The sequence below is a fragment of the Crocinitomix algicola genome (assembly GCF_001661595.2).
Classification (GTDB): domain Bacteria; phylum Bacteroidota; class Bacteroidia; order Flavobacteriales_D; family Crocinitomicaceae; genus Crocinitomix; species Crocinitomix algicola.
The window spans coordinates 12,341-32,730 of the sequence record NZ_LYPF02000014.1 but is presented as its reverse complement, the minus strand read 5'-3'; the positions used below and the strand labels follow the sequence as shown (position 1 = coordinate 32,730).

General features: G+C 35.4%; 22 protein-coding genes. 15 read left to right on the top strand and 7 right to left on the bottom strand.

What is annotated here, in order from left to right; translation table 11 throughout:
* Positions 1 to 4: 4 nt before the first annotated feature.
* Positions 5 to 1,315: a ribosome biogenesis GTPase Der gene (gene der / locus A8143_RS08120; protein WP_066758253.1), complete on the bottom strand. Its 1,311-nt coding sequence runs from the start codon at positions 1,313 to 1,315 to the stop codon at positions 5 to 7.
* 36 nt (positions 1,316 to 1,351) lie between these two features.
* Positions 1,352 to 2,227: a GTPase Era gene (era, locus tag A8143_RS08115; protein WP_066758252.1), complete on the bottom strand. Its 876-nt coding sequence runs from the start codon at positions 2,225 to 2,227 to the stop codon at positions 1,352 to 1,354.
* A 158-nt stretch (positions 2,228 to 2,385) separates the two neighbouring features.
* Here era and A8143_RS08110 point away from each other — a divergent pair, with 158 nt between their 5' ends.
* The 5 genes from A8143_RS08110 (at position 2,386) to A8143_RS08090 (ending at position 7,484) form a co-directional block, all read left to right on the top strand.
* Positions 2,386 to 2,769, top strand: a complete 384-nt coding sequence (locus tag A8143_RS08110) for a hypothetical protein (RefSeq protein ID WP_066758250.1) — start codon at positions 2,386 to 2,388, stop codon at positions 2,767 to 2,769.
* Positions 2,770 to 2,832: 63 nt separating this feature from the next.
* Complete coding sequence (locus tag A8143_RS08105; protein WP_066758249.1) at positions 2,833 to 3,837, top strand: TQO small subunit DoxD; 1,005 nt, start codon at positions 2,833 to 2,835, stop codon at positions 3,835 to 3,837.
* Between the two features lie 198 nt (positions 3,838 to 4,035).
* Positions 4,036 to 4,845: a pyrroline-5-carboxylate reductase gene (gene proC / locus A8143_RS08100; protein WP_066758574.1), complete on the top strand. Its 810-nt coding sequence runs from the start codon at positions 4,036 to 4,038 to the stop codon at positions 4,843 to 4,845.
* A gap of 70 nt (positions 4,846 to 4,915) precedes the next feature.
* Positions 4,916 to 6,154, top strand: coding sequence for a pyridoxal phosphate-dependent decarboxylase family protein (locus A8143_RS08095; RefSeq protein ID WP_066758248.1), 1,239 nt, complete (start codon positions 4,916 to 4,918; stop codon positions 6,152 to 6,154).
* A 1-nt stretch (position 6,155) separates the two neighbouring features.
* Positions 6,156 to 7,484, top strand: coding sequence for a dicarboxylate/amino acid:cation symporter (locus A8143_RS08090; RefSeq protein ID WP_066758246.1), 1,329 nt, complete (start codon positions 6,156 to 6,158; stop codon positions 7,482 to 7,484).
* A 38-nt stretch (positions 7,485 to 7,522) separates the two neighbouring features.
* On the opposite strand, the gene A8143_RS16870 is transcribed toward A8143_RS08090, so the two are convergent.
* Complete coding sequence (locus A8143_RS16870) at positions 7,523 to 7,753, bottom strand: hypothetical protein (protein WP_066758244.1); 231 nt, start codon at positions 7,751 to 7,753, stop codon at positions 7,523 to 7,525.
* Between the two features lie 206 nt (positions 7,754 to 7,959).
* Here A8143_RS16870 and A8143_RS08085 point away from each other — a divergent pair, with 206 nt between their 5' ends.
* The 3 genes from A8143_RS08085 to A8143_RS17225 all read left to right on the top strand — a co-directional run bounded on the left by A8143_RS08085 (position 7,960) and on the right by A8143_RS17225 (position 10,605).
* The gene (locus A8143_RS08085; protein ID WP_066758242.1) at positions 7,960 to 8,448 is read left to right on the top strand and encodes a MepB family protein; all 489 of its coding nucleotides are present in this window, start codon (positions 7,960 to 7,962) and stop codon (positions 8,446 to 8,448) included.
* An 82-nt stretch (positions 8,449 to 8,530) separates the two neighbouring features.
* The gene (locus A8143_RS08080) at positions 8,531 to 9,124 is read left to right on the top strand and encodes a TetR/AcrR family transcriptional regulator (RefSeq protein WP_066758239.1); all 594 of its coding nucleotides are present in this window, start codon (positions 8,531 to 8,533) and stop codon (positions 9,122 to 9,124) included.
* Positions 9,124 to 10,605: a peroxiredoxin-like family protein gene (locus tag A8143_RS17225; protein WP_083261284.1), complete on the top strand. Its 1,482-nt coding sequence runs from the start codon at positions 9,124 to 9,126 to the stop codon at positions 10,603 to 10,605. Before A8143_RS08080 ends, A8143_RS17225 begins: the two co-directional genes overlap by 1 nt.
* An 87-nt stretch (positions 10,606 to 10,692) precedes the next feature.
* On the opposite strand, the gene A8143_RS08070 is transcribed toward A8143_RS17225, so the two are convergent.
* The 3 genes from A8143_RS08070 to cysC form a co-directional block, all read right to left on the bottom strand.
* Positions 10,693 to 11,784 carry a TIGR03032 family protein gene (locus tag A8143_RS08070; protein ID WP_083261283.1) on the bottom strand — a complete coding sequence of 364 codons (1,092 nt, stop codon included), beginning with the start codon at positions 11,782 to 11,784 and terminating at the stop codon, positions 10,693 to 10,695.
* Positions 11,785 to 11,856: 72 nt separating this feature from the next.
* Complete coding sequence (locus A8143_RS08065) at positions 11,857 to 12,297, bottom strand: hypothetical protein (RefSeq protein WP_066758238.1); 441 nt, start codon at positions 12,295 to 12,297, stop codon at positions 11,857 to 11,859.
* Positions 12,298 to 12,328: 31 nt separating this feature from the next.
* Positions 12,329 to 12,841: an adenylyl-sulfate kinase gene (gene cysC / locus A8143_RS08060; RefSeq protein WP_066758235.1), complete on the bottom strand. Its 513-nt coding sequence runs from the start codon at positions 12,839 to 12,841 to the stop codon at positions 12,329 to 12,331.
* 138 nt (positions 12,842 to 12,979) lie between these two features.
* On the opposite strand from cysC, the gene A8143_RS08055 reads away from it, so the two are divergent.
* From A8143_RS08055 to A8143_RS08030, 6 genes are all read left to right on the top strand, one after another.
* Positions 12,980 to 14,449: a potassium/proton antiporter gene (locus A8143_RS08055; RefSeq protein ID WP_066758228.1), complete on the top strand. Its 1,470-nt coding sequence runs from the start codon at positions 12,980 to 12,982 to the stop codon at positions 14,447 to 14,449.
* Positions 14,450 to 14,456: 7 nt separating this feature from the next.
* Positions 14,457 to 14,825: a hypothetical protein gene (locus A8143_RS08050; protein ID WP_066758225.1), complete on the top strand. Its 369-nt coding sequence runs from the start codon at positions 14,457 to 14,459 to the stop codon at positions 14,823 to 14,825.
* A gap of 72 nt (positions 14,826 to 14,897) precedes the next feature.
* A complete protein-coding gene (locus A8143_RS08045; RefSeq protein ID WP_139134304.1) occupies positions 14,898 to 15,371 on the top strand; it encodes a hypothetical protein in 474 nt (157 codons plus the stop codon).
* A 59-nt stretch (positions 15,372 to 15,430) separates the two neighbouring features.
* Positions 15,431 to 15,982 carry a TetR/AcrR family transcriptional regulator gene (locus A8143_RS08040; RefSeq protein WP_066758568.1) on the top strand — a complete coding sequence of 184 codons (552 nt, stop codon included), beginning with the start codon at positions 15,431 to 15,433 and terminating at the stop codon, positions 15,980 to 15,982.
* A gap of 59 nt (positions 15,983 to 16,041) precedes the next feature.
* Positions 16,042 to 16,902, top strand: coding sequence for an SDR family oxidoreductase (locus A8143_RS08035; protein WP_066758220.1), 861 nt, complete (start codon positions 16,042 to 16,044; stop codon positions 16,900 to 16,902).
* Position 16,903: 1 nt separating this feature from the next.
* Complete coding sequence (locus tag A8143_RS08030) at positions 16,904 to 17,239, top strand: DoxX family protein (protein ID WP_066758218.1); 336 nt, start codon at positions 16,904 to 16,906, stop codon at positions 17,237 to 17,239.
* Between the two features lie 3 nt (positions 17,240 to 17,242).
* Here A8143_RS08030 and A8143_RS08025 read toward each other — a convergent pair whose 3' ends face one another.
* Positions 17,243 to 18,049, bottom strand: coding sequence for a M90 family metallopeptidase (locus tag A8143_RS08025; RefSeq protein WP_066758215.1), 807 nt, complete (start codon positions 18,047 to 18,049; stop codon positions 17,243 to 17,245).
* A 100-nt stretch (positions 18,050 to 18,149) separates the two neighbouring features.
* On the opposite strand from A8143_RS08025, the gene A8143_RS08020 reads away from it, so the two are divergent.
* A complete protein-coding gene (locus tag A8143_RS08020; RefSeq protein ID WP_066758212.1) occupies positions 18,150 to 20,384 on the top strand; it encodes an outer membrane protein assembly factor BamB family protein in 2,235 nt (744 codons plus the stop codon).
* Positions 20,385 to 20,390 lie beyond the last annotated feature (6 nt).

Genomic DNA, 20,390 nt, shown 5'->3' with positions numbered 1-20,390 from the left:
TTTCTTATTTTTTTCGGAAGAAAATTCGAATAGGAACTCCTTCAAAATTATAATGTGCTCTTAATTTGTTTTCCAAGAATCGTTTGTACGAATCTGGAATATACTGAGGTAGATTACAGAAAAATGCAAATGCCGGTGCATGTGTTGGTAGTTGCGTAACAAACTTAATTCGAATGTATTTTCCTTTTAATGCGGGTGGTGGATTTTTCTCGATCACAGATAAGCAAAAATTATTCAATTCAGATGTTGGAATTTTTTGCGTACGATTTTCATAAACTTCCATTGCTTTTTCAAGCGCTTTATGCAGTCGTTGTTTGGTTACTGTCGACGTGAAAAGAATTGGAACATCTTTGAATGGCGCCAATTGTTCTCGAACCTTGTCTTCGTATTCTTTGGCAGACATCGTTTCTTTATCGTCAATTAAATCCCACTTATTGATTAAAACTACAACCCCTTTTCTGTTTTTCTCTATTACATAAAAAATATTCAAATCTTGTTTTTGGATGCCCTCCGTTGCATCCACCATAAAAATGCAGACATCAGAATATTCAATACTTCGAACGGAACGAATGACAGAATAGAATTCCAAATCTTCATGAACTTTACTCTTTTTTCTAATCCCTGCTGTATCAATTAGTTTAAAATCGAAGCCAAACATATTGTAACGCGTATCTATAGAATCACGCGTTGTTCCTGAAATAGGCGTAACAATATTTCGCTCTTCTCCCGTTATTGCATTTATAAAAGAGGATTTACCAACATTTGGTTTTCCAACAACTGCAACACGTGGAATATCTGCATCATCTTCTGGCGCCTCTTCGGCACTGAAGTTTGAAACTAAATCATCCAATAACTCACCCGTTCCGGATCCATTATTTGCAGAGATTGTATATATTTTTTCAACACCTAGAGAATAAAACTCATAAGAATCATTCATACGAGCTGCATTATCCACTTTATTGGCTACCAGCATGTATGGTTTTTCTGTTTTACGGAGTAGGTTCATCACGGCCTCATCTAAATCAGTAATTCCTACTGTCACATCAACAACAAAAAGAATAACACTTGCTTCTTCAATAGCGATTTCAACTTGTTTGCGGATTTCTTCTTCAAAAATATCATCAGAACCATGAACATACCCCCCAGTATCAATAACACTAAAATCTACTCCATTCCATTCCGAGGTACCATAAATACGATCACGAGTTACCCCACTTACCTCTTCAACAATAGCCGATCTACCTCCAGTTAATCGGTTAAATAGTGTAGACTTCCCTACATTTGGTCTTCCTACTATTGCAATTATATTCGACATCTTATTCTAATCAATTTTATTTACCTATGCGGAATATTAATATCCGTAACCTTCTAGTTTTCGATCGTTCTCTCGCCAATCTTTATCGACCTTAACATACAGCTCAAGGTGAACATGTTTGTCAATAAATTTCTGAATATCTTTTCGGGCCGCAATTCCTACTTGCTTAATTTTTTCACCTTGATGCCCAATTATAATACCGCGCTGTGTTTTTCGCTCAACGTAAATAATTGCTCTTATGCGAACAATTTTCTCATCCTCTTTATACTCTTCTACTTCAACTTGGGTGGCATAAGGAACCTCTTTTTTATAATTCAAAAAAATCTTTTCACGAATCATTTCACTTATGAAGAAACGCAGTGGGCGGTCCGTTAGGGTTTCTTTGTCATAAAACGGTGGGCTTTCAGGCAATAGTTCTAATATTCTATCCCAAATTGGCTGCATATTAAATCCTTCCAAGGCTGAGATGGGTAAAATTTCCGCTTTGGGCATCATCTCATGCCAGTATCCAATTTTCTCTTCAATCATTTTTTGATCACCTTGATCAATTTTATTAATCAACAGCAATATTGGAATATTGGTTTTCTGTAATCGTTCAAATGTTTCTTTGTGATTTACACCGGTTTCATAAATGTCCGTTACAAACAAAATAACATCCGCATCTTTTAAGGCTGAATTTACAAATTGCATCATATTTTCATGCAATTTATAGTGCGGATCTAATACCCCTGGTGTGTCCGAAAAACAAACCTGATAATCTTCTTTATTCACAATTCCCAAAATACGATGTCTCGTAGTTTGAGCTTTTGAGGTAATTATCGAGAGTTTTTCCCCCACTAATTGATTCATTAAGGTTGATTTTCCAACATTTGGACTACCTACGATATTTACAAAACCTGATTTATGACTCATTGTGCTGCAAAGTTAAGAAAGATTGTGTGATTCGGTATTTTTGATCTTAGTTTTGTATGAAGTTTTAAACGACCCGATTTTAAGCCTATATTATTTCCATTTTTAATTTAGGACTTTCTTAACAATTCATTCTAAATTGTCTGAGTAACTTTGAATCGATGAAGCTCAAAAGGACGATAAAAACGTTAATTTCAACTGTTCCAATTTTTGGATTGGGAATTTTGTTGTTATTAGCTCCTTGCAAAGTCAGAAATTTTATTCAAGCAGAATTAGGGCTTGAAATTACAAAAGTTTCAAATCTCAGTCAAACCAATTTCAATGTTGCTCAATCTGATTGTTCGATATTAACGAACGAAAATCTATCCGCAAAAAAAACTTCAAGCAACCTACACAAACAAAAAGTAGATCATAACGGATTCGCATGTTTTATTCCGTCAAAAACAAATGTCTCCACTTACAAAAATGTAAAACCACGCTCACTAAAACACCCAACAAAAAACCCGCTGTACATTCTTCAGAAGGGACTGCTAGTTTATTCGTAAAGACTTGATTTTAAAAGAAAGAAAGGAACAATTTGTTCAATATTAATTTTTTAAATCAATTCAATGAAATCATTAAATTACAATGCAGGTCTTTTCGCCCTTGCATTAAGGCTAGTTGTAGGATGGACTTACTTCTCAGCATTTTGGCGAAGAACAATTCTGGCAGACAAACTTGACCCTGAATTAGCCGGTTACATCGGAGTAAAATTCAATCACTTTTTGCCGAACGCACTGGGCATTAAACCAATTATTCAATACCTAGTTGAAAACCCTGATATACTTTGGGTAAGCATGGTATCCTTTACAATTATTGAGGGTATTGTTGGTCTATTTATAATGTTAGGACTTTTCACTCGCTTAATGAGTCTAGGAGTTTTTGGGTTAGCTTTAGGTATTCTTTTAGGGTCTGGGTGGATAGGAACAACCTGTTTAGATGAATGGCAAATTGGTGTGTTAGGAATCGCCAGTGGCTTTTTAATATTCCTTAGCGGAAGTAGCAAGTATTCTATTGACTATTACTTTATGAACCGCAAGTACTCCTTTACTGAGAAGAAATGGTTTCAATGGCTCGGCTCTGGCTCCTCCCCCTTTAGAGGTAAAACCCTTAACAGATTTGCACTTTGGGGGTCGTTTGGCATTCTTGGACTCACCTTACTTACCAACCAAATTTTTCACGGAGGATTATGGGGTACATTGCATAATAAATCAGTAAAACCTAAAATCGAAATAAGCGAAGGAAAACTTGAAAACGAAACTTTAAAATTTGACGTTTATCGAACAGAAGGGGTTGATGTTTATGGCGCCTGGATTATTGCCATAGAAATTATGAATGAAAAAAACGAGTTAGTGCACAGAATAGGACAAAATCAGCTGCCTAGTTTTAACCCTGACAATATCTCAAATCATTATGTTGCACAGGTAGCACCTGGAGCGCACAGCCTGGTAATACCATTAGGTGCTAAAGCAACTCTATCTCTCAATTCCCCCGAATTTATTCAGTTAAAAAACAAACCTTTCGCCGTAAAAATAACAGACATAAGCGGAGCTAATTGGACGCAACAATTCTAAAAGTCAAAGAACAGTGATCAAATTAAAGTTGATCACTGTTTAATTTTAAACTTAAAACTGCCCTTTCTTTTAGACTTAACACGTATTTCTTTCCATATCCTTCAAGAATGGCTAAATTTGAAAATTCACTAAAATTTAAAACAATCATTCATTTCAAGGGTTGCTGTATTGGTAACTTATAAAAATGAAATAGCAGATATGAAAGTATTAATGATCGGAGCGGGGAATATGGGATTTACTTTTGCTGAAGGTTTAATCGCATCGAATACAATAAAAAAAGGCAACTTATTAATTTTTGACAAAAACATTGCGCTAACAGAAAAATTAGGTCAAGACGAACGTTTTACCACGTATAAAAATCTAGACGAAGCTGTGGTTGCCGCACATATTATTTTTATTGCCGTTAAACCTCATCACAGTGAGGACTTGTTTAAAGAAATCAAACCGCATTTAAAAACTGACCACATTATTGTCTCTCTAATGGCTGGAGTTACATTGGAGTTTATGCAAGCCTCAACAAGTCTTTCAAAAATTGTTAGAGCCATGCCTAATTTACCAGCAAAAGTAGGAAAAGGAGTTACAGCATTTACGGAGACAAAAGGTGTATCTAAAATTGAACAAATCACGATTCGAAATCTTCTGGACAGCACTGGAATCGCCATTCATGTAGCAAACGAAGATTTTATCAATAAATCAACAGCTATTTCGGGCAGTGGACCGGCATACGTATTTTATTTCATGCAATCCATGTTTGAGGCTGCACAAAAAATGGGTTTCTCGGCTAATGATTCAAAGGTATTGATTAGCAACACATTTGAAGGTGCCGTGCAGTTGTTTAAGGATTCTGATCTGTCACCGATTGGATGGATAAACAAAGTTGCATCAAAAGGGGGCACAACCGAAGCTGCAATTGATAGCATGAGAGATAATGATGTGAGTGCTAAGATTAAAGAAGCGGCTTACGCGGCATTTGAAAGAGCTGTAGAGTTGGGACAAGAAAACCAATAATTCTCACCTAAAACTGGTATTTAAATAAGTCTTTTTATTCGTTATTTTTGCAAAAACAAATGCAGTAACAATGACGAAATTTTGGACAAAAAAATCAGAAGAAGAAATCAAAAGAATAGTTTTTGATGCGCTTGATAAAAACATCAACTATGATGAAGAAGGTGTATTAGGTGTACCCGCTTCTTATTTGGACGATAAAGTTTTTAATCAAGACGCTGCATTTTTAAAAGAAGCTCCCTTTCTATACTCTATGGTGAAAAATCCCAATCATATTGGGTGCCACACATTAGGGAAATCTGAATCGTTTTTTGGAGGTACACAAGCACTAGAACGTGAATTGATTGAAATTTGTGCTGTTGACATCCTAAAAGGAGAACCTGAAAAGCAGGATGGTTATGTTGCTTCTGGTGGAACGGAAGCAAACATTCAAGCCATTTGGATTTATCGAAATTATTTTAAAAGTGAGTTTAACGCTGATCCAAGTGAAATTGCAATTGTTTGCAGTGAAGATAGTCACTATTCAATGGACAAGGCTGCGAACTTATTAAGTTTGAAAATACTAAAGTTTCCAGTAACTGATGATACTCGTTCTTTAACTGAAACAGGCGTGGAAGCAACATTGAAAGAGGCGAAAGCGAACGGAATAAAGTATTTTATTTCCATAGCGAATATGATGACTACAATGTATGGTTCTGTAGATGACATCAACATCCTCTTAACAGCTTTAAAAAAACACGCCGTTGCCTATCGAATTCATGTTGATGGTGCTTACGGTGGTTTCTACTACCCTTTTACAACCAAGTCAACCGATTTAACCTTTCAAAATACTGAAATATCTTCTTTTACCTTAGATGCGCACAAAATGGCTCAATCACCGTACGGAACGGGTATATTTTTAATTAGAAAAGGATTAATTGGCTATGTGAATACACAAGAAGCGAGTTATGTAGAAGGGGAAGATTTCACCCTCATTGGAAGTCGTTCTGGTGCGAATGCAGTGGCTGTCTGGATGATTTTAGCAAAAAATGGACCTTATGGTTGGCACGAAAAAATCTTTATTTTACAAAAAAGAGCTGAGTGGCTGTGTCAAGAACTTGAAAGGCTGGACATCGCGTTTTTCCGAAATCCCATGTCAAATATTATTACTATTCGCGCTAATTTTGTACCCATAGAAATCGTCAAAAAATATGGCCTTGTTCCAGATAATCATAGCACCCCTAAATGGTACAAAGTTGTGATTATGGATCACGTTACAGTTGATAAACTAGCACTGTTGATTGAAGATTTAAAACTGCGACAAAAGACCTAAAATGGAAAAACTGACGGAAACACAAAATAACGGTCGATTAGATTTTAGACCCCTCTTCCACCTTTCCATTTATCTAGATCGGTTAATCAAAGGTCGACTTTGGTTAAAAGTACTTATTGGATTAATCGTTGGTGCCTGCCTCGGTATTATTCTCAATCCTTCTAGCGGCTTAATTTCAGAATCGTTTAGTACAAGTTTGGCTAGTTGGTTAGATTTACCGGGACAAATCTTCATGAAACTAGTCCAAATGATCATGATTCCTTTAATATTCACTTCAATTATTTCCGGAATCGTAAGTAATTCCTCGGAAAACTTGAAAACATTAGGCGTTCGTTTATTGATTTATTTTATCCTAACAACAGCGGTTGCCATAATTATTGGAGTCGCTATTACAACTATTTTTAACCCAGGAAATTATGTTTATACTCATGGTGGATTCCCACAAGGAAACAATCATGAAATTATTCCGACATCATCAACTAATTTGATAGAAAACATTCCACAAGCCATCTCAAATTTAATTCCTTCAAATCCCCTTGAAACAATACTCTCAGGTGAAATGCTAGGTGTTGTAATATTTACGATTATTATTGGAATCGCTATAACTCAACTCAATCAAGATACGGCACGACCTATTATCCGATTTTCGGAAGCCATTCAAAAAATTTGTATGATTGTCGTTTCATGGGCGATGCGCTTAATTCCATTTGCCGTATTTGGATTAATGGCAGCCTTGTTATCTCGAACTGGTCTTGAAGTATTTATTGGGCTAGGCTATTACATGCTCGTCGTAATTCTAGGTCTTTTTTTATTAATGGTCTTTTATCTAATTATTGTTTTCTTTGGAGCAAAAATGAACCCCTTCAAATTTCTTAAAGCCATTAAAGACCCTCAGTTATTAGCCTTTTCCACTGCCAGTTCAGCGGCTGTAATGCCTCTTTCAATGAAAACAGCCGATAAAAAACTAAATATAGCCCCGCACATACGTGATTTTGTCATTCCTATTGGTGCTACCATAAACATGGATGGCACAGCTCTTTTTCAATGTGCCACAACTGTTTTTATGGCGCAGGCTTACGGTATAGAATTAACCTTAATAAATTTGGTACTCATAACAGTAACGGTTGTTGCTGCATCAATAGGAACGCCTGCTATTCCAGGTGGAGGTGTAATTATTCTAGCATCTGTTTTGCAAAGCGCAGGTATTCCTGTTGACGGTTTGATTATTATTATAGGTATTGATCGAATTTTGGGAATGTTTAGAACAACTGTTAATGTAACTGGAGATTTAACCGCTAGTGTTCTGTTTAATACGATTTACAAGAAATAAAAAACCTTCTCAATTCAAATGAGAAGGTTTTAACTTTTTTATTTTACCTCACAAATGATTTCCGACTTGTCTGAAATCGAAAACTCCGATTTAGTATCGTTACATTTAGAGGCAGCTTTTGCTTCGGTGTTTGCGCGGACATCTTGAGTGCTTGATGTTGATGCCCCATTATCGGTGGTATACGTGCATGTACAATCGTATGATTTTGAACATGAAATAGTGGTCATAGCTAAGATTCCTAAGGCAATCGTCATTCTTTTTAACTTCATAATTTTGTGTTATTGTTTTGTTTTATATCGTTAATGGTGGATTTACAAAATTGATGCCATAAACCTAGAAATTCATTCAAAAAAAAGTAAAACAAACCCACAATATTGATAATCTGAACCTTGTATATCTGATTATTTTTTATGCTTCGAAAAAAATTAAAGCATCATCATAATAGTTAAGTTTGCCAAACATATTGATATGAATCATGAATCAAACTTTTGACCTTCTAAGAAGCAAGTATTTAAACCAGTTCGAATTTTCAGATATAATTGAAGATAAAGAAGGTAAAGAATATGCCGCAACTCAATTTAAACTGAATAATCGAAAAGCGCTTTACCGTGAAGGCAAACAAACACCCAAGAAAGTTGGTTTCTTTGTAACAATCTGGAAGCGAAGTGAAGCCGGCCCTATTGCCCCATTTCATGATGAGGATAACATCCACATTTGTATAGTTTACGTTTCAAACAATAATCATAGTGGCCTCTATTTTTTCCCAAAAACCGAACTAATTAAAAGAGGAATTTTTCAATCGCACAGCAAAGAAGGAAAAAGGGCTTTTAGAATCTATCCACCTTGGGTAAACACAACAAGCACACAAGCAGAGAAATCAAAAACTTGGCAGAACAAATTTTTTTCCCCCTTAAAAAACCTCAATACCAATCATCAATTAATTGACATACTTCAATTGGATTAAACCTACTTTAAGTCAGTCAATAACAGAAAAATGATAAAATCAACTCTTATTTCTAAACGATTGGTTAGATTTGTAATTAAATATGCCAAGATCAAAAAAATATAACGAAGAAGAAGTTTTAGAAAAAGCGACGCAAGTTTTTTGGAGGCAAGGTTTTGAGGCAACAACCATGCAAGTTTTAGAAAAAGAAATGGGAATCAATAAATTTTCTATTTATGCTAGTTTTGGCAGTAAAACCGAATTACTTTCAGCATGTCTAGCAAATTATAAAAAACGGTTAAATAAGCTATTAGCCACAATCGTTGAAGGAGGTAACAATATCACTGCTATAAAAGAATACTTTTACCATTTTATAGCATTTTCCAAAGAAAATGAACTAGGCAAAGGTTGCTTTATCACAAACACGGCGAATGAATTCTCTGGAAATCCTCCTAAAAACATACAAAATCAGTTAGAAAATTACACCAATGATGTAAGGAACGCTTTTAAAAAAGCACTCATTAGTCAAAAGTATGGGAGTGATGAAGAAATAGATGAATTGGCAGACTTCCTTCTTATATCTATGTTTGGATTTTCGACTGCAACCAAAATTTTTTCAGAATCACAATTGCACCTATACATTGAAAACCTGTTCAATACAATTAACAAAGACAACACCGTAAACGAAATAAAATAATGAAATTCAATTTTTTAAGTACAATATCGTTGACCTTTCTGATGCTTTCTTGTAATCAAAACGACGCAGGAAACAGCACTAATGACACGGAAACTTCATTCCAGAATAAAGGGCATGAATTAATCCATAAAATGACTGAAGCGACTGGAACGTACGAAGACTTATTATCTAAAGAGAATGTAACCTACACATATACGTATACTACCCCTGACGGTTTAACAGACATATCTTCTGAAAAGTACATTTTTGATGATGAGCTTTCATACGGCAAATACCATCGGCATGAACGCACACTTCCTGATTTAGCTGGAATAATTGAACAAGGGTATGACGGCACAGAATATTGGTTAAAAGTGAACGGCGAGCTTTCCGATAATGAAGAGGCGCTCAAAAAAGTTCGGTTCAACCGTCCAACTAATTTTTATTGGTTTACAATGATGCAAAAATTAATGGACCCGGGCTTGAACTACGAATATATTGGAGAAAAAAGAATCAATAATGTGAATTACGATATTGTTAAAATTTCATTCCAATCAAACGATTCATTGCCTACCGATATTTATCAAGTTTATATCAATCAATCCACTCATCTTGTTGATCAATTCCTATTTACAGTAGTAGATTATAATGTTATTGACAATCCTTTTATCATGCTGCTTGAATATGAAGAAGTAGACGGTATACAAATTCCCACAAAACGGAAGTACAAGAAATCAAATTGGGATGCGGAAATCTCAAATGACCCATGGATAAATGTGACCTGGACCAATATTAAATTCAACACTTCAATTGTAAAAGAAGATTTTATAAAAGAAAACAATATGCAAGATCAATCAACACCTTTAAAAGATAAGTTAGAAGAGAAAAAAGCCAATTTTGAAGCAAATGCTGATGAACACAAAAAACAAGTTTATAAAGAAGGTATAGCTGCCGTTGACCAAACAGGAATAACAAGTTCTGCCTTACAAGTGGGCGATAAAGCACCTGATTTCGTACTTAGAAATGCCCTTGGAGAACCCGTATCACTCTATGATTATTTGGAGAAAGGGAAAGTTGTTTTAACCTGGTATAGAGGTGGATGGTGTCCATATTGCAACTTAACACTACATCAATTGCAAGAGGAGCTGCCTAATTTCAAAGCAAATAATGCCAATCTACTTGCTCTTACTCCTGAATTACCGGATAGCTCAATGACCACTGCAGAAAAAAATAATTTAGAATTTGAGGTATTAAGTGATGTGGATAATCAAATCGCCAAACAATACGGAATCGTATTTAAACTAACCGATGAAGTGGCAGAAATGTACAACGCTTCTTTCAATCTCAAAGCTTATAATGGCAATACGTCCAATGAACTTCCCTTAGCTGCAACTTATATTATTGAACAAGATGGAACTATTACGTATGCTTTTTTAGATGCAGATTATCGAAACAGGGCAGAACCAGCAGAGATTACATCGTTTTTAATGAGCAATAAATAATTAGCTTACTGAATTCTTGCATCATAATTCAAACCTATTTAAACTAAACATACTTGCAAGAATTATTTAATATAAAAGAGGGCGCACTTATTCAGCTTCCTCTTTTGTTTTTTTATTCAACCAAAAAACACCAAAAGGAGTCGTTATTACTTCTTTAATCCGATCATCTTTATGATTAATTAAAGCCGGCTTATGACATCCTTCCAATAACTGGACGTCAAATATTTCGTCAACTGTTGTTAAATAATCAATACTTCCAAGCAAGGTTCTACTGCGTAAATCAAAAACAATTACGCCAGCATGTTTAGAATTTTCTTTTACCGCTAATCCGTTAAATGTTTTGCTTGTTTCTCTAATTTTAGAAGCTCCAATAAACAGCAGACCATCTTTATAAGCCATGCCTCGAATAAAACGATTAAAATCGTAAATCAATTCAGCGGTTTTAGTATCCGGATTAACTTTTAACAAACGTCCAGCACCTGACTCTAAAACATAAAGCTCGTCTTCTATCATTCTGGGAGAATGAGGCATAGCAAGATTCTCAAGTAATACATCGCCAGAAGGCACTTCCATCAATACTCCTGACCCCATTATATCTTCTCTCCATCCCTCTTTAACATTAGTTTGACTCAGTGCGGTAACATATTTGGGAACATCGTCAACCATTGCTAACCCATTTAGGTGACAGCGATCTTCCGGAACTAATTCAGTGATATAATTCGGTTTCCATTTTGGAACAAAACTATAGTTAATATCAAACTTACACAAACAAGAAAATGCCGTATTTATTCCCCATAAAGAACCCTTTCCAAATTCAATATCATGAATATCTAATCGGTTCGTATTATAAGTTGACCGATGCACATAAAAACGGTCAAAATTTTGCTCGTTGCTTTTTTTACTCTTGTGAATGTCACCTTTTGAAGATAAGAAATGAACTTCATCCAAAGTTGCAATTGCAAGTTTTTCGTCTTGAATTGCAATTCCCATAGGTTTTTTATAGACGAATGGAATTTGTGTAAGTTTTGCTCCATCTTGACTCCCCAGTGCTATCACTCTTCCTGCTTGATAAGTACTTATTAGGATGGTGATGTCCAAATCAAACAAAATCTCAGCAATGCTCGGTGTAAATTCAATTTGTAACTTACTATATTCGAGGTTTTCATCCATTTCAATCATATCATTCAATTTTAAGCATAAAAAAACAGCAAGACCGAGGACTTGCTGTTTTTAGTATTTTATAAACAAAGGTTATTTTGCTTCTAATTCCCACTCATAACCGTCTTCATCTTCAAAATTAAATTCTTTTGAAGTTAGACGTGTAATTTCCCAATCTTGCTTGAAGTTATCAATTTCAACTTCTAGTTCTTCTTTATCCGACGAAAATTCCCATTCTCCTTTTGCCGAAGAACTGTACGAATATCCATCGTAAGACACAAAGTATGATTGTTCGAAATCACCATCTTTTTCAAATTCAAATTCTATTTCAACAGAATAATCACTCCCAGAATATGGGAATACTTGAACTCCACTATTATCATAAACTCTAACAACTTCCCATTCTCCAGATAAACGAGATTTTTTTGTTTTTAAAGTAAATGCTGGGCCATCTTCATATTTTTTACAACTCTGAAAGTTCAAAACCGTAATTAGTGCTGCTGCTAATAACAAGCGTTGCGTTGCTCTTTTCATAAGATTAGTTTATTGACTCTTAAAATTTTGGCTAAATATACAACATTTTTTCAAGATAGTTATACAACTCCTGAGAACTATCAATGACCGATTCGTTGTAACAGTCCAAAACAAATTCAGGTGCCTCTGGAGCTTCATATACAGAATCTATACCGGTGAAATTTTTAAGTTTTCCTGATTTAGCGAGTTTGTATAACCCTTTTGGGTCTCTTTTCTCACAAATACTCAAAGGCGTGTTTACATAAACTTCAACAAAATTTTCATGGCCAATTATAGTTTTAGCCATTTCTCGACTAGCTTTAGTTGGACTAATAAATGAACATACACAGGTTTTGCCGTTTTCTATAAATAGACGAGCAACTTCAGCCACTCGCCGGATATTTTCTAAGCGATCTTCTAACGAAAATTTTAAATCTTTACACAATCCTTTTCGTAAGATATCTCCATCTAAAAAAACAGCATCAACCCCAAGCTCCTTTAAATTAGTGGCAATGGTAGTCTTACCAGCTCCAGACAATCCGGTTAACCATATTACTTTTTTCATCAACGAATTATAAGTTCAATTTCAAAAGTAGAAAATAAACGCAATGAAATTTTAATTAATTTAAGATTAATGGGAACTTGGTCCTATTAATAGTTCTACAATAATCTTAATTTTGCACCTGAAATTCTTTTAATATAGTTGAGTTTATCAATTGAAAACATATTATTGGTTGGGTCATTATTGCTTTTAATAAGCATAATTGCTGGAAAAACATCCTATCGATTTGGTGTACCCACTCTCCTATTGTTCTTAGGTATAGGGATGTTAGCTGGCTCTGATGGTATAGGAGGCATACGATTTAATGACCCACAAATTGCTCAATTCATTGGGGTTGTTTCGCTTAATTTCATATTGTTTTCAGGAGGAATTGGTACAAATTGGAATTCCGTTAAACCAATTTTGAGAGAAGGACTTGTATTATCGACATTAGGTGTATTGCTCACCGCCACTATTTTGGGGGGATTTGTTTATTTTATTACCGATTTTACTATTTACGAAAGCTTATTACTTGGGGCCATTGTTTCTTCTACGGATGCTGCCGCTGTATTTTCAATTCTCCGGTCTAAAAACCTTGCGTTGCGGACGAACCTACGTCCTACTTTAGAGCTGGAAAGTGGAAGTAATGACCCAATGGCCTATGTATTAACTATTTCATTCTTGACTCTTGTCCTCAGTCCGGATAAAGGCTTTCTGGCTATTATTCCATTTTTCCTACAGCAAATGTTAATTGGTGGTTTAGCGGGATTTCTATTTGGAAAACTCAGTAAAATTGTCATCAATAATATACGTTTAGATGTAGAAGGTTTGTACCCTGTTTTGGCTATCGCATTAATGTTTACAACTTTCTCAGCAACTGATTTTATGGGCGGAAACGGCTTTTTGGCCATTTATATTTGTGCAGTTTATTTAGGAAACCAGGATTTAATCCACAAATCAACCATTCTCAATATGTTTGATGGCTTGGCTTGGCTCATGCAAATAATCCTTTTCTTGACTTTAGGTTTATTAGTTTTTCCAACTCAAATAATTCCATACATGGGTATCGGATTGTTAATCTCGCTATTCCTTATTTTATTCGCAAGACCACTGAGTGTTTTCATCAGCCTCCTCTTCTTTAAAATGAAAAATAGACGCAGGTTATACATCTCATGGGTAGGTTTAAGAGGAGCTGTACCAATTGTATTTGCTACATACCCGCTTTTAGCAGGAATTGAGAAGGCTAACATCATTTTTAATCTTGTCTTTTTTATTTCTGTGACTTCTATTGTGATTCAAGGCACAACATTAACCACAGTTGCTAAATGGTTGAATGTTGGAATGCCCGAAGAAAAGCCCAATGAGGATTTTGAAAAATATTATTTAGATCTGCCTAAAACGGCAATGAAAGAAATAACAGTTACACCAAATTGTCATGCTGTTGAAAAACGGATTGTAGATTTACAATTTCCTTCAACCGCCTTTGTTGTCATGATTAAAAGAAATGATAAATATGTTCGCCCTGGGGGATCGACAGTGATACAAGCAGACGATACTCTTGTGGTATTGTTTGATAACGAAGAGTGTATCAATGATTTTAGTGATTTAGTATTGCGACCCGAATTAACCTAATTTTTGTATGACAGGATTTAAGCAATATTTTAATGTTGTTTTATTGGTTTTAATCTACTCTTTTGGTTTAATTCACAATAATCACTCATATACTCAAAAAGCACAAGATAAATCCAAAACTGAAAGCTTAAAGGCCAGCATCCCAAATATTCTTGATCCTGCGTTATGTGATTCAACCGAATTAATGGCTTCAGTTTCAAATCAACATTCCCTCTCTTGTAAAAACAGTTTTAATGGTTTTTGGACGATTAGTCGCAAGGATTTTCTTAATAAACTCGCTGTCGTTCGTGCTAAAGTAAATCGGATTATTTGCCTCAATGACTTAATTAAACCCCGTAAAACTGCAGAAATTTACCCGCATCACCATTTTTGGTAATTCCTTAACTTCCAATCTAAACCCAACTTTTAACGGCAATTTCATTGTCGAATAATCAAATAATATTTTAAAATGGAACAAGGAACATTAATTACGGGATTAGTGTGCATCTTGCTGTGCATTACCCCCTTTGTCATTATGGCAATACGTAAAAAGAAAGCAAATCAAAAAATTATTGCTGAATTAAAAAAAACTGCATCAGGTTATAATGCCGAATTGGAGTTCATTGAAAACTCAAGGGATTTTGCCATTGGCTTAGATTGCAAGTCTAAAACGCTACTCTTTAAGATTCATGAAGAAGATGAGGTCCCACAAGTATTTAACTTGACAGAATATGAAGCTTGCAAACAGAATATTGTTAGGCGAAAGATTGAAGGAAAAGGCACTATAATTGAACGTTTAGAATTGATATTGGTGCCCAATAAAACCAGTAAAAATTTGACCAAACTCCAGTTTTTTGACACTGAAAAACAATTGGCAATTGCTAATGAACTTGAATTGATCAAGATTTGGAGTGATCGAATTCAACTCGTCATTAAAAAATAATTATAGAAAAAAGTTTAAACCATTTGGAATATTCATTCCAAATGGTTTATCTTTGTCATGTGAATAAACAAGAGTCCATATTAAAATCTGCAGTAAAACTGTTAGCTGAAAAGGGAATTCATAATACCCCTATGTCCGCAATAGCCAAAGCTGCGGGAACAGGAATGGGAACAATCTATAATTACTTTCCAAACAAAGAGGAGCTTATTAACGCCTTATACTTGTATATAAAAAACCAAGAAAAAGACATTTTTAAAGCGTTTGACCCTAACTTACCGGTCAAAACACAATTTGAAAATTATTTCACCGCGTTTATTGACTTTTTTATCAGTCACGCAGCCTATTTTAAAATTATTGAACAATTACAGGCCTCTCCTATAATAACAGAAGAAAGCCGCATGGAAGGCAGTAAATCTGTGACACCTTTCTACGAATTAATCAATTACGGTCAAAAGAATAGGATAATTAAAAATATAGACCCTAGCGAACTGATGACTTTTGCGGGTGGTGCAGTGCTCTCTTATCTTCGTTGGTACTTCAATCAACCTGAAAAAACTGAAAAAAAATTATCAAACCAGCTAAAACTAGTTTGGGATGCAATCAAAGAATAAAAAAAATTTTAAACCAAATTGGAATGAACATTCATTCCAAAACATTAAATTAAATTATAATGAGTAAAAACGTTTTAATAACAGGAACGAGCACAGGTGTTGGTTATGAAGCCTCTCTCTTATTTGCGCAGGCAGGTTACAAAGTTTATGCAACAATGCGCAATTTAGATAAAGCCAAAAATTTGAGAGAAGTAATAAAGTCGTCCAATCTACCTATTGAAATAATAGAGCTCGATGTTACAAAGACCGCAACAATTGAACATGCGGTAAATAAGATTATAGCTCAGGATGGAAAGATTGACATTCTCATCAATAACGCGGGGGCTGGATTCGCAAAGACGTTAGAACAAGCCACCGAAGATGAAATTCGATGGGTAACAGAAGTCAACTATCTAGGCACCGTATTTTGTACGCAAGCCGTACTTCCACACATGCGAGAATCAAAGTCGGGCAGAATTATTAATGTCACATCAGTAGGAGGTTTAGTGGGACAGCCTTTTAACGAATTATACTGCGGGGCAAAATTCGCAGTAGAAGGTTTTACAGAAGGATTAGCCTCCTATGTTGGACCAAATTTCAATATTCAATTTACAGCCGTTGAACCGGGAGGTATTCGAACGGAATTCATGAACTCTGCCATTGATAAAACATCAGTTAACGGTCAATTCGCGGAAGGAGAATACCAACCGATCTTTGAAAAATACATGGCCGGGACACAAGAGCGATTATCCAAAAGTGATATCCCTTTATATCAAACCGGAAAAGAAGTAGCTGCGGTAATATTAGAGGTTGCTCAACAAGAGAATCCTCCTCTTCGTATTAGAACCTCAACTTGGGCAGAGCAATTTTGTGCTCTTAAAACACAGGCTGATCCCGATGGCACAAAGCTTGTAAACACTATCGCATCTAACTTGCTCTAACATGTATTGGACCAGTACCATAACCATTGTGGTGTTTTTACTTTGGAGTGCTACCACGTACCTCTTCAGTAAAAGCACCATTATTGGAATACAAGCCCTTGGATTTCCAGATTTTTTTCGAATTCAACTTGCCATTTTAAAGGTCATTGCTGTTTTCATCCTTTTAGTCCCTGGCTTTCCGTTGACTATTAAAATTGCTGCATATTCCGGTGTGGGATTATTTTTGTTAACGGCACTTGTCGCTCATCTTGTAAATGGAGATTCTTGGATTATTTCAATGTCCTTGATTGTTTTAATATACCTACTTTATATTTCGTTCACCAATCTGCCCGTATAGAATTTATTGATAAGAAAAACGAGATCGTTCCTTTTTAGGTGTGTAAATTTTGTCCAATGCGCGATAAAGTTTGGGATGTTCGCTCCTTAATTTTTCTGGTGTCTCAAAATAATATTCGCTAGTCGCTGAAATAAACTCAAGGGGATTAGCAATTGCATACTCTCGAATAAATGATTGTCCAGTTTGAATTTTTTTTGCAACATCACGTGCAATTGTTTTCCATTCCTCTTTTTCAATATTGGACATAACTTCACCAATTAAACCATCCGCAAAACCGTCTTGCATATCCATCAAATGAATAAACTCATGGATTACAACATTTTTACCATCACTATCAATCGCGAAACCTTCATATATAGCTTTTCTCGAAAACCATACTTGCCCAAACATTTCACCTTGCCCTGTTAATCCTTTGGCCAATTGATCTGATTCTGGAATAGGAAATTTGTCCGGATAAATAATTATACGAGACAAATTTTTATAATGCCATTTTTCCAGTCGAAATGTTGGGATGACACCACCAGCCGCTACTAAAAGTCGATCCAAATCAGTCACTTTTGTATCAACTCCAATCATCTCAAAATTCAATAAAAAACAATGCACTTCATACGTGAATTTTCGGCGTTCACTGGCATTTAATCGTGAATAAAATGGAACATGAATACGAAGCAATTCTTCCCATTGCGTAGGAAAATCACGATCTGGAATTTTTCTCATTATCGCTTCACTCCTTTTAACCCTTTTTATCCGCTCCCATCCAAAAAAGCCAAGTAATCCAAATGCCACTAAAAAACCTAGTACTAATTCCATAATCTCATCAAATATAGAATAATAACAACTATTAGGACCAGAAAGCCTGCTGTAACATTTTTATCCCCCCTAGTTATTTTAATATCAAAATCTATTCAACATGAAAAATATTTACCTCTTCTCATTATTAATTCTTAATGCAAAGATTTCATTTTCTCAAATAACGTTTTCTCTAACCATAAAAGACACACAACGAAAACCTCTTGTTAATACCCTTGTAGAAGCAAAACACACTTCTTTACCTATTCTACTCTCCCAAAACACTGATCAAAGCGGGACTGTTGTTTTTGAATTGATTGAAGCTGGTATGTACACGTTCAATTATCTAACGGTAAAAAACGCAGCAACCTATGAAGTTCTTGAGGGCTATAAAGGAGAGGCTAATCGAACTATTGTATACGATCCACAAGGAATTTTTGCTGAAAAGCCAGCTGGCGATCGAAATGGAATTCAATTTAAAATTGTCGATGGTAAAATTTTGAAAGGTAAAGAAAACATGGCTAAGGTTACGGTATTAGTTCATGATAAAAATAGAAAGCCAGTTTCGGGAGTTGATTTAGCAGTAGTAACCATAGCCGGAAAAATAAAATTTACTGGCCGTTCGAATGCCAATGGAGAAGCATTTTTTTACCTCCCTATTTCGCAACAATATGAGATAGATGTTGCTGAAATGGCCGGATTCAAAATATTTGAAGTCCCAAACTATCGCGGCATAGAAATGAAAGAAACTGTTTTTTATGAAAAATTAGATATTGTCGAAAAGTTTAAAGGGGACACCATCCTGCAATCCAAAATTCACCAAACAACTGGCACAAGTTCACATGTCTTATTCTCTTTAACGTTGAATGATTACAATGGAAAACCTCTTGAAGGTGAACCTGTTTATGCCAAAGCCGAAAACAGCAACCGTGTATATGAAGGTCTCACCGACGATAATGGACAATGCAAATTCATGGTACAAAAGGGTGATAACTACGTATTAAACCTGAAACATGAAAACGGAATACATTTGATAAAAGCTCAAAACTCAAAGGGTTTTCGGACTGCCGCTTGTACAAGAGCTTATCGTGGTTCAGCAATAATTGAAGAAATGTTAGCAGAACAAAAGGCCGAGATGGAGGCAATTGCAGAGCAAATAAAAGAAGAAGCGTTAAGGCCAAAACCTGGAGATGAGAATTTTCCAATAAGTTTTAAAAGCACCCCTGTACAAAAACTGACCGCACCAACGGATTACCTGAAGCAAACAAAATACGGTTTACAAATCGATTTTGAAGAATCGGGAGATGTTGGAACGCCCACCTTAATTGACAACCATTTGTATTCTCAAGTCGGTCTCTACTCCACAAAATATTTTTGCTTAGATGCTCAAAATGGGCGTTTTAAATGGGGACTCGAGCTCCATGAAGGTGGAATTTCACCTGCAGTCTACAGCAACGGCATCATATTAATCAATACAGCATCCTGTTCTCTGTATGCTATTGATGCCAAAACAGGCGAGCTACTATGGAGTAAGTGGTTAGCAAGCTATGTCTATTCCACACCTTCTGCAGACGAAGAAAATGTTTTTGTTGTTTATCAACATGGGGGGTATCCTGTTTTAGTGAGTTTTAAACTTAAAACTGGAGAGTTTAACTGGATGCAACGCATAGACAATGAAGCTATTGCTTGCCCCGTAATTGCAAACAACGAAGTACATGTAGTTTCGCAAAGCGGCCTATATTATATTTTTAATAAGGAAAACGGTCAAAAGAAAGTAATGACCTCGAAACTAAAATTCATTTCTTCTCCAACCGTCACAACTGAAAACATCTATATCTCAGCAAATATCGCAAATAGAGAATACCTAGTCGCCATAGACCCTAAAACACTAGCAATTAAAAAGAAATTCTCCACTTATCTTAATGCCGAATCTATTTCAGGAATCCGAAATCAGGACTTAACAGATCAAATGAATTTTAATGGTTCGCATCCAATAAATTATAAAAATGAAATAATCGTATTATGCGATAAGGATCGTTTGCTCGCCTTTAATGCACAAACGGAAAAATTGATGTGGTCTAAAAGTATTAAATGTAAACCTGACCAAATTCCTATAGTTGCAAATGAACGAATCATTTTAACCAATACAAACGGGGATGTGAAATCTTTCGACTTGAACACGGGTAATGAAACAATCATAACTTCTGTTCAAGGTCATGTAGAAGGACAACCCATTGCGCAAAAAGGTATAATTTACCTTCCGGTTGGCGGTGTAATTATGATGGTTAAAACGTTAAAAAGTTTTAATTGGAATCAGTGGAATAAAGATGCCAGTCATAACCTTTATTGGGAATAGGTTGAA

What these genes read in the sequence shown, in the direction of transcription:
- A8143_RS08030 (WP_066758218.1), top strand. Translation starts at nt 16,904, where the DNA reads ATGTATTGGACCAGTACCATAACCATTGTGGTGTTTTTACTTTGGAGT.
- A8143_RS17225 (WP_083261284.1), top strand. Translation starts at nt 9,124, where the DNA reads ATGAAATTCAATTTTTTAAGTACAATATCGTTGACCTTTCTGATGCTT.
- A8143_RS08085 (WP_066758242.1), top strand. Translation starts at nt 7,960, where the DNA reads ATGAATCAAACTTTTGACCTTCTAAGAAGCAAGTATTTAAACCAGTTC.
- cysC (WP_066758235.1), bottom strand. Translation starts at nt 12,841, where the DNA reads ATGAAAAAAGTAATATGGTTAACCGGATTGTCTGGAGCTGGTAAGACT.
- A8143_RS08110 (WP_066758250.1), top strand. Translation starts at nt 2,386, where the DNA reads ATGAAGCTCAAAAGGACGATAAAAACGTTAATTTCAACTGTTCCAATT.
- A8143_RS08070 (WP_083261283.1), bottom strand. Translation starts at nt 11,784, where the DNA reads ATGATTGAAATGGATGAAAACCTCGAATATAGTAAGTTACAAATTGAA.
- A8143_RS08025 (WP_066758215.1), bottom strand. Translation starts at nt 18,049, where the DNA reads ATGGAATTAGTACTAGGTTTTTTAGTGGCATTTGGATTACTTGGCTTT.
- A8143_RS08065 (WP_066758238.1), bottom strand. Translation starts at nt 12,297, where the DNA reads ATGAAAAGAGCAACGCAACGCTTGTTATTAGCAGCAGCACTAATTACG.
- A8143_RS08045 (WP_139134304.1), top strand. Translation starts at nt 14,898, where the DNA reads ATGGAACAAGGAACATTAATTACGGGATTAGTGTGCATCTTGCTGTGC.
- A8143_RS08095 (WP_066758248.1), top strand. Translation starts at nt 4,916, where the DNA reads ATGACGAAATTTTGGACAAAAAAATCAGAAGAAGAAATCAAAAGAATA.
- era (WP_066758252.1), bottom strand. Translation starts at nt 2,227, where the DNA reads ATGAGTCATAAATCAGGTTTTGTAAATATCGTAGGTAGTCCAAATGTT.
- A8143_RS16870 (WP_066758244.1), bottom strand. Translation starts at nt 7,753, where the DNA reads ATGAAGTTAAAAAGAATGACGATTGCCTTAGGAATCTTAGCTATGACC.
- A8143_RS08105 (WP_066758249.1), top strand. Translation starts at nt 2,833, where the DNA reads ATGAAATCATTAAATTACAATGCAGGTCTTTTCGCCCTTGCATTAAGG.
- A8143_RS08020 (WP_066758212.1), top strand. Translation starts at nt 18,150, where the DNA reads ATGAAAAATATTTACCTCTTCTCATTATTAATTCTTAATGCAAAGATT.
- A8143_RS08080 (WP_066758239.1), top strand. Translation starts at nt 8,531, where the DNA reads ATGCCAAGATCAAAAAAATATAACGAAGAAGAAGTTTTAGAAAAAGCG.
- A8143_RS08050 (WP_066758225.1), top strand. Translation starts at nt 14,457, where the DNA reads ATGACAGGATTTAAGCAATATTTTAATGTTGTTTTATTGGTTTTAATC.
- proC (WP_066758574.1), top strand. Translation starts at nt 4,036, where the DNA reads ATGAAAGTATTAATGATCGGAGCGGGGAATATGGGATTTACTTTTGCT.
- A8143_RS08090 (WP_066758246.1), top strand. Translation starts at nt 6,156, where the DNA reads ATGGAAAAACTGACGGAAACACAAAATAACGGTCGATTAGATTTTAGA.
- A8143_RS08035 (WP_066758220.1), top strand. Translation starts at nt 16,042, where the DNA reads ATGAGTAAAAACGTTTTAATAACAGGAACGAGCACAGGTGTTGGTTAT.
- der (WP_066758253.1), bottom strand. Translation starts at nt 1,315, where the DNA reads ATGTCGAATATAATTGCAATAGTAGGAAGACCAAATGTAGGGAAGTCT.